General features: G+C 69.5%; 7 protein-coding genes. 4 read left to right on the top strand and 3 right to left on the bottom strand.

The features are described from left to right. A partial coding sequence (gene lepB / locus VH88_RS15130) for a signal peptidase I (protein WP_045811987.1) occupies nucleotides 1-762 on the top strand: 762 nt, incomplete at its 5' end. Here lepB and VH88_RS15125 read toward each other — a convergent pair. The 3 genes from VH88_RS15125 to VH88_RS15115 are packed head-to-tail and all read right to left on the bottom strand — an operon-like array spanning nucleotide 759 to nucleotide 2,166. Next, nucleotides 759-1,097, bottom strand: a complete 339-nt coding sequence (locus VH88_RS15125; RefSeq protein ID WP_045811986.1) for an EF-hand domain-containing protein — start codon at nucleotides 1,095-1,097, stop codon at nucleotides 759-761. The genes lepB and VH88_RS15125 overlap by 4 nt on opposite strands. 26 nt (nucleotides 1,098-1,123) lie before the next feature. Then, nucleotides 1,124-1,777 carry a DUF2155 domain-containing protein gene (locus VH88_RS15120; RefSeq protein ID WP_045811985.1) on the bottom strand — a complete coding sequence of 218 codons (654 nt, stop codon included), beginning with the start codon at nucleotides 1,775-1,777 and terminating at the stop codon, nucleotides 1,124-1,126. Further along, entirely contained in the window at nucleotides 1,774-2,166 is a 393-nt protein-coding gene (locus tag VH88_RS15115) for an NADH:ubiquinone oxidoreductase subunit NDUFA12 (protein ID WP_039247905.1), read from the bottom strand. The genes VH88_RS15120 and VH88_RS15115 overlap by 4 nt, the downstream gene beginning before the upstream one ends. A 206-nt stretch (nucleotides 2,167-2,372) precedes the next feature. Between VH88_RS15115 and VH88_RS15110 the strand changes: the two genes are divergently transcribed. The 3 genes from VH88_RS15110 to VH88_RS15100 all read left to right on the top strand — a co-directional run bounded on the left by VH88_RS15110 (nucleotide 2,373) and on the right by VH88_RS15100 (nucleotide 6,419). Next, complete coding sequence (locus VH88_RS15110) at nucleotides 2,373-4,901, top strand: hypothetical protein (protein WP_045811984.1); 2,529 nt, start codon at nucleotides 2,373-2,375, stop codon at nucleotides 4,899-4,901. Between the two features lie 57 nt (nucleotides 4,902-4,958). Then, nucleotides 4,959-5,450: a pentapeptide repeat-containing protein gene (locus VH88_RS15105; RefSeq protein ID WP_045811983.1), complete on the top strand. Its 492-nt coding sequence runs from the start codon at nucleotides 4,959-4,961 to the stop codon at nucleotides 5,448-5,450. Nucleotides 5,451-5,531: 81 nt separating this feature from the next. Then, entirely contained in the window at nucleotides 5,532-6,419 is an 888-nt protein-coding gene (locus VH88_RS15100; protein WP_045811982.1) for a pentapeptide repeat-containing protein, read from the top strand. Nucleotides 6,420-6,704: the final 285 nt, after the last annotated feature.

The following is a 6,704-nucleotide window of genomic DNA, read 5'->3' as shown; positions in this document are numbered from 1 at the left end:
ACCCAGACCCCGCCCAAAGCCCCGCCCCGCCCGTCCCTTCTTCGCGAGGTGCGTGAGATCGCCCTGACGCTGATCTTCGCCATCATCCTGGCGCTCGCGATCCGCATCGTCCTGTTCCAACCCTTCACCATCCCCTCGTCGTCGATGGAGCCGGGGCTGGTGACCGGCGACTACATCGTCGTGTCGAAATATCCCTATGGCTGGAGCACGGCGTCACTGCCGTTCAATCCGGCGATGTCGCCCGGACGGCTGTTCGGGCGCGAACCGAGGCGCGGCGACGTGGTGGTGTTCCGCCTGCCGCGCGACCCCAGCGAGGCCTGGATCAAGCGTGTCGTCGGCCTGCCGGGCGATACGGTTCAGGTGCGGGGCGGCGTCGTGTTCGTCAATGGCGATCCGGTGCGCCAGACCCGGCTGGATGTCGTCGCCGACCACGATGCGCCGCAGCGACGGGTCCAGCAGGTGCGCGAGACCCTGGCCGACGGACGATCCTACGTCACCTACGACGGCGGACCGGATCTGCCGGGCGACGACACGCCTGTGCGCCGCGTGCCGGCGGGCCATTATCTGATGATGGGCGACAATCGCGACAACTCGCTGGACAGTCGCTGGCCGCCCGAGATCGGCGTCGGCCTGCTGCCGGCCGAAAACATCATCGGCCGGGCCGAGGTGGTGCTGGCCTCATGGAAGCCGGGCGCAGGCCTGTTCAAACCGTGGACGTGGCTGAACCTTCAGTGGGACCGGTTCCTGGTCCGCATCCGCTAACGCGCGCGGTATTCGTCGAAGCTGACGACGCCGTCGTGATTGCGGTCCAGCCGGTCGAAATCGGCGCGGGTGGGCGACGACTGGGCCAGGGAGGGCGCGGCGACGGCTCCGAGCGCCAGGCCCGCGACGGCGGCGGCCAGCAGGGGTCGCCAGCCCAGGCGAGGTTGAGGACGCGCGGATGACGTCGCGTTCAACTCGGCGTCTATGAAGCGGCGAATGGCGTCGCTGGCCGTCCGGCCCTCGTCACGGCACCGGGCCATGAAGGCGGTCTTGGTCGCGTGGGGCAGTCGGATTTCGACCGTTTCGGTCTTCTTGGGCGGCTTGTTGCGATCCATGGAGCGCCTCCTCGCGACGTCAGAGCTCAGTTCTTACAGCCGACGACCCAGGCGTCGTAATAGGGGTTCTGGATGCCGCTGACGGCGGGCGACGAGGCGAACATCCAGCCGCGGAAGATCTGGCGGCCTTCCTGCCGGCCGCGCGCCTGAAGCGACACGTCCATATAGGCGATGGCGTCTTCGGTCAGTTCGTCGGGCGTCGTCACCTCGCACGCGCGGGCCGCGAAGATCAGATTCTGGTTGAAGCGCACGGGGCGACCGCCGACCTCCACCTCGAACTTCATCGTCTCGGCGGTGACCTTGTCGATGGCCTGGATGATCGCGAACTTGCGACGCTGGCGACGCGCGGGCGTGGCGGGCTGATCGATGGCCTTGGTCGCGACGGGCTTCTCGGCCGCGACTTCCGCCTCGGCCTTTTCCTCGACGGCGGCGTCCTCGGCGATGACGACGTTGGGTGGCGGGGCCACGGCGACCGGAGAGCGCGGAGCCGGTGCGCCCGCAGGCGGCGTCTCGGTCGGCACCGAGGGCTGGGCCGGGGTAGTGCGCAGAATGTCGCCGATCGGATCCTGAACCGGACGCGCATCGCGCGGCGCGTCCTGAAGCACGCTGGCGGTCACCGCGCCGGCGCTCAGCACGGCCGCGACGGACGCCGCGCCCAACAGGATGCGGCGGTTTTTCACTCTGGCGTCCAGGCCTGGTAGTCGCCGGTCGCGGCCGGGCGCTTGGCGTCGCCGGCCAGCGAGCCGGGCGGACGCCAGGCCAGGGGCGTGCCGGTCAGATTGGGCAGGTGCTCCTTCTCCCAGGCGCGACGCGGCAGCGGCTGCTCGGTCGGCGGCTGGTCGAAGGTGTAGTGCAGCCAGCCGTGCCAGTCGGGCGTCACCTTGGACGCCTCGGCATAGCCGTCATAGATGACCCAGCGACGTTTGCGGCCGTCGTAGCTGACGTTGTCGCGGCTCTCGTAATAGCGATTGCCGTTCTCGTCCTGGCCGACGAAGCGACCGCGCTTGGCGATGGTGAACCGGGTGCCGATCGTGGCGCCCTCCCACCAGCCGAAAATCTTGCTCAACACGTCGTGGAATCCAACCGTAAGGGGTCGCCGGAAAGGGAGGCGGCGTCTGGTGCGGATCATAGAAACCCGCGCCCTCTTCGTCCAGCGTTCAAGCGACTTGCGGTGAATCGATATCTTGTGGGCAAACCCGTCCTGCGACACCAGATGTATTGGCTAAGGCGCGTGCGCATCCTAGGCTCGCCCGAACCTTTCGGAGAGACGCCGCCATGCGCTTTCAATCCGGCTTCGCCGCTCGCGCCGAACGAGTCGCGATGGAGACCCGCGCCATCGAGCGCCCATCCGGCGTGCAACAGGTCCTGGCCCCCGCCGGCTGGTCCGACGTCCGGATCGAGGCCTGGCTGGACTGGGTCGAGGCCGAGGGGTTTGCAACGCCCCTGTCCGGCGACTGGCTGAACGGCGGCGTCGACGCCTGGGCCGAGCGGCTGGCCGCGACGGGCGTGGCCGAGGGGGTGTTCGACGGGGCCGAGGCCGCCGCATTTGTCGAGGAGCTGTCGGGCGCCTTCACGCTCGGCCTGGCGGCGCCGGCCGCGTCCGGACCTGCGGCTGTCGGCGTTGTCGATCTGAACGATCCCGGCGCGGCGGCGCGATTGCAGGCGCACGCCGGACGGCGCGCGGCCGCGCGTCTGGGAGCCCAGGCGGCCGACGCCCTGGCCGAGGCGCTGGCGGGCGTGGCCGATGCGGTCGATCGCTGCGAAGGTCCGCGCGGCGACTGCGGCGACCCTTCGCGCAATCCGGCCCTGGGCCGTGCGGCGGCCCTGGCGCGGCGGTGCGGCGCCAGCGACGCCGATATCCTGAGAGCCATCGACGGCGAACGGCCCGCAATGACCCTGGAGCCGATGGTCGAAGGCGCGCCTCTGGTCGCCTTGGCCAACCGGACCCAGATCGCGGCGGGCGCGCCCGAGGCCTTGCTGGCGGCCGAGGCGGTGCTGGACGGCGGCCTTATCGTCGCCTTCGACCCGCGCGATGCGGAGACCGCGACGGCGCAGACCGCGCGGGCCTTGATCGACCTGAGCGCCGTCTTAGCGCTTGACGGAGACATGGCGACCAATCTGGCGGACCTGACGCGCCTGCTGACGGTGGCGCTGGACCTACAGTCCGCCCACCCCGGTCCCATCGCGCTGGGACTGGACGGCCTGCTGGAGGCCCTCGCGGCTGACAACGACCGCACGTCTCAGGCGCAAACGTTCGCGGAACTGGTCGCGGCGACGGCGGCCCGGACCTCAGCCGAACTGGCGAGCCTGCGCGGTCCCTGCCCCGACTGGGAAGACCCGGAGACGCCGCGTCGCCATTCGGCCGTCGGCCTGTTCGTTGACGATGCGGAGGCGCGGCTGCGGCTGGGCCTGGGTCGCGTCGCGGCGATCGATGTGTTCCAGACGGCCGACGGCGAGATCGGTCGCCGGCTGCACCCCGCGCTTGCCTCGGCCATCTCTGCCGCCGGCGGCGATGTCCAGGCGGCGGAACGGTGGACGTTCGGTCGTCGCACCCTGGTCGAGGCGCCGGGCATCGACCACACAGCCTTGCGGGCGCTGGGCTTCACCGACATCGAACTGGCCGCCATCGAGACCGCTCTAGGCTGGGCGGAGGATTTCGACACGGTCTTCGCCGCCCCCGTCCTGGACCCCGGCTTCATCCGCGACGTCCTGGGCGTGGAAGACGGCGATGGTCTGCTGCTGACCCTGCTGGGCGTGTCCGAAGAGGCGGAGACGGCGGCGACGCGCTGGGTCTTCGGTCATGGCGATCTGCGCGACTGGCCCGAGGCTCCGGCGTCGGTCGCCGCTCTGCTGGCCGATCCAGCGGCGGCGGCGGCCGAACTGCGGCACGCCGTCGAGCCGTTCAGCGACATGCCGGACCTCGCGATCGAACCGATGGACTGGCGCACGACCTCGACCCAGGCCGCGCGACTGCTGAGCCACGGAGCCCTGGACGGCCGACGCGCCCTTCGCCTGTCGCGCGCCGCGCCGCCCGCCGGCCCGCTCCTGTCCCTGCCGTCGCTCGACGCCGCCCGTCCTGAACCTGCCCGCGAAGCGCCTCGCCCGGCTCCGACAGAACGGGTCGTCGAACGCGTGGTCGAGCGCGAACGCGCGCGCCGCAAACTGCCCGACCGGCGCAAGGGCTATATCCAGAAGGCCGCCGTCGGGGGCCACAAGGTTTATATCCACACCGGCGAATACGAAGACGGCGAACTGGGCGAGATCTTCATCGACATGCACAAGGAAGGCGCCGCCTTCCGCAGCCTGATGAACAACTTCGCCATCGCCATCTCGATCGGCCTGCAATACGGCGTGCCGCTGGACGAGTTCGTGGACGCCTTCGTCTTTACCCGGTTCGAGCCCGCCGGCCGCGTCACCGGCAACGATTCCATCAAGTCGGCGACCTCGATTCTGGACTACATCTTCCGCGAACTGGGCGTCTCCTATCTGGAACGCGCTGAGCTGGCCAATGCCGGGACCGACGACCTGAACGCGGACGGACTGGGGGACGGCAAACCCGACGCCAACACAGCCGTGCCCGCCGCCCGCTTCATCTCCAAAGGGTTCGCTCGCGGTTCCGCGCCCGACAATCTGGTCGTCCTGCCGTTCGGCAAGAAGGGCGAGCCGGAAGCCCGCGCCGCCGCCAACAGCGAGGCCGTCGCCTGCCCCGCCTGCGGCGATTTCAGCCTGCAGCAACGCGGCGCCGCCTGGGTCTGCGACACCTGCGGGGCGGCCCCGGCGCTTCAGGGCGGCGATCAGGGCTAGGTTAAGGGTTATGGCCTAGGGTTTGCTGACAGACGATCGAACGTCGGAGCCCGGTCCATGAAACGCACACTTTCCCTCGGCCTGATCGCCGCCCTGCTGGCTGTCGCCGCGCCCGCCTCGGCCCAGAACGCGGGCCAGATCGCCAGCGTGCGACGCGGCGCCTCCTGTGCCGGTTGCAATCTTTTTCAGGGCGACTTTTCGGGACTGGAGGCGCGGGGCCTGAACCTGGCCGGCTCACGCCTGCGTCAAGCGGACCTGAGCCTCAGCGTCATGAACCGCACGCGCTTCTCCAACACCGACATGCGCGACGTCGAGGCCTATGGCGGCGTCTTCTCCGGCTCCAACTTCTCGCGCGCCAACCTGACCAACGCCAGCTTCGTCGGCGCCTATCTGGAGGGCGCAAGCTTCGCCGGCGCGACCCTGTCGGGGACCAATCTGTCCGGCGCCCAGCTGGCGCGGGCCACCGGCCTGACCCAGGCCCAACTGAACCGGGCGTGCGGCGACGGCTCCACCGTCCTGCCTCGGGGCTTGCGTATTCCGGCCTGCTGAACGGCGCCGACCTTGCCTCGATTTCATGAAGTTACCTCGATTTAAGTAGGTGTCGCCGGGCTTTCGAGGCATTCAGAGTGCGTGAAACAGATCGCTGAACATATCCGGGTCCGCCCCACATTGGCCCTGCTGACGCTGGGACTGGCGCTCGCCGCCTCGCCCGCCTTCGCCGGGGTCGAGATGTCGATGCAGGACCGCGACGTCGCCCGTTCGGTGTCGCTGGGCGGCTCGTGCAACCGCTGCGAACTGTCCGGCCGCAATCTGTCGGGCGCCACCTTCACCGGCGCCAGCTTCATGAACGCCACCCTGGTGGGCGCCAACCTGCGCGGCGCCGAGATGATGGGCTCCAACTTCACCGGCAGTGATTTCAGCCGCGCCAACATGGGCGGCGTTGAGATGGTCGGCGCCAACTTCACCTCCGCCAACTTCACCGGGGCGCAGATCAATGGGGCCGAGGCGCAAGGGTCGTCCTTCGTTCGCGCCAACCTGACCCGCGCCAACCTATCCGGCAGCGAGATGCACGGGGTCAACTTCACCGGCGCCACCCTGTCTGGAGCCAATTTCTCCAACTCGGAACTGTTTGGCGCCACCCTGGCCAATGTTCGGGCGTCCGGCGCCAACTTCTCCAACGCCGAAGTCACGGCCTCGAACCTTTCGGGCGGCGATTTCTCCAGCGCGGATTTCTCGAACGCCAGCCTGGATGGGGCGCGGTTGACCGGCGGCAGCTTCTCGCGCGCCGACTTTTCCAACGCCTCGCTGCGTCGCACCGACATCCGGGGCGCGGACCTGTCGGGCGCGCGCGGCCTGACGCAGGACCAGATCAGCGAAGCCTGCGGCGACGGCTCGACCCGCCTGCCCGGCCGTCTTACGCCCCAAGCCTGCCGCAGCAGCTCCATCCGCGTGATCCGCCCTGCGCCGACGCCGCCGGTCCCGCCCCGCGTGCGCAACTTCGTCAACGCGCAGAACTAGCGCGTCCAGGCCCTGCCCGCCTTAGGGCGGTATCCACCACCAAGATTGTCAGCGATCCCGAAGCCGGAGCGGCCCCAAGCCCAACCGGATCGCAGCAAGACGCGGCCCAATGCCGTCTTGGCGGCTGCCGTGGCTCATTCAGTCTGCCGATCACCCAGACAGCAAAACGGCCCCCGGATGGCTCCGGGGGCCGCTCTGTTACGCGACTTTGTCTTTCGGCCTATGCGCGCCTCGCTGAGGCGCGCGGCTTGAGGCCGTTTCGCTTAGGCGATGATCTTGGCCACG

The sequence above is a fragment of the Brevundimonas sp. KM4 genome (assembly GCF_000964075.1).
GTDB classification, from domain to species: domain Bacteria; phylum Pseudomonadota; class Alphaproteobacteria; order Caulobacterales; family Caulobacteraceae; genus Brevundimonas; species Brevundimonas huaxiensis.
This window is presented reverse-complemented; position numbering and strand designations above follow the sequence as displayed.

Coding starts and splice junctions, on each gene's coding strand:
- VH88_RS15110 (WP_045811984.1), top strand. CDS start 2,373: ATGCGCTTTCAATCCGGCTTCGCCGCTCGCGCCGAACGAGTCGCGATG.
- VH88_RS15125 (WP_045811986.1), bottom strand. CDS start 1,097: ATGGATCGCAACAAGCCGCCCAAGAAGACCGAAACGGTCGAAATCCGA.
- VH88_RS15105 (WP_045811983.1), top strand. CDS start 4,959: ATGAAACGCACACTTTCCCTCGGCCTGATCGCCGCCCTGCTGGCTGTC.